2 tRNA genes are annotated in these 392 nt (G+C 50.0%); both read right to left on the bottom strand.

Annotation, left to right across the window (positions count from 1 at the left end):
* Positions 1-93 precede the first annotated feature (93 nt).
* Positions 94-169 (bottom strand) — tRNA-Ala (locus ACGLWX_RS18340).
* 110 nt (positions 170-279) lie between these two features.
* A tRNA-Ile gene (locus ACGLWX_RS18335) sits at positions 280-356 on the bottom strand.
* Positions 357-392: the final 36 nt, after the last annotated feature.

Here is a 392-nt window from a genome sequence, read left to right as displayed (position 1 = left end):
TTCAATGAACAGTGATAAGACGGCTTTTAAAGCCACATCTTATCAATGATCACAAAACAACAAACGGTGCGTTAACGCGGGAACACGAAATAATGGTGGAGCCAAGCGGGATCGAACCGCTGACCTCCTGCGTGCAAGGCAGGCGCTCTCCCAGCTGAGCTATGGCCCCATCGTTTTGCAACTTCACCTCTTGCTATCAATTTCCGTGAGACACGACAAAACGCAACAACGTACAAATCACTATACGAAGAGCCTTTTAATGCGGGCATTACGGGAATTTGGTGGGTCTGGGCAGACTTGAACTGCCGACCTCACCCTTATCAGGGGTGCGCTCTAACCAACTGAGCTACAGACCCAAGAGGGGATCGTGCCAAACCGTTTGCTCTATCACT

Source organism: Halomonas sp. HMF6819 (assembly GCF_044335525.1).
Taxonomy (GTDB): domain Bacteria; phylum Pseudomonadota; class Gammaproteobacteria; order Pseudomonadales; family Halomonadaceae; genus Vreelandella.
This window is presented reverse-complemented; position numbering and strand designations above follow the sequence as displayed.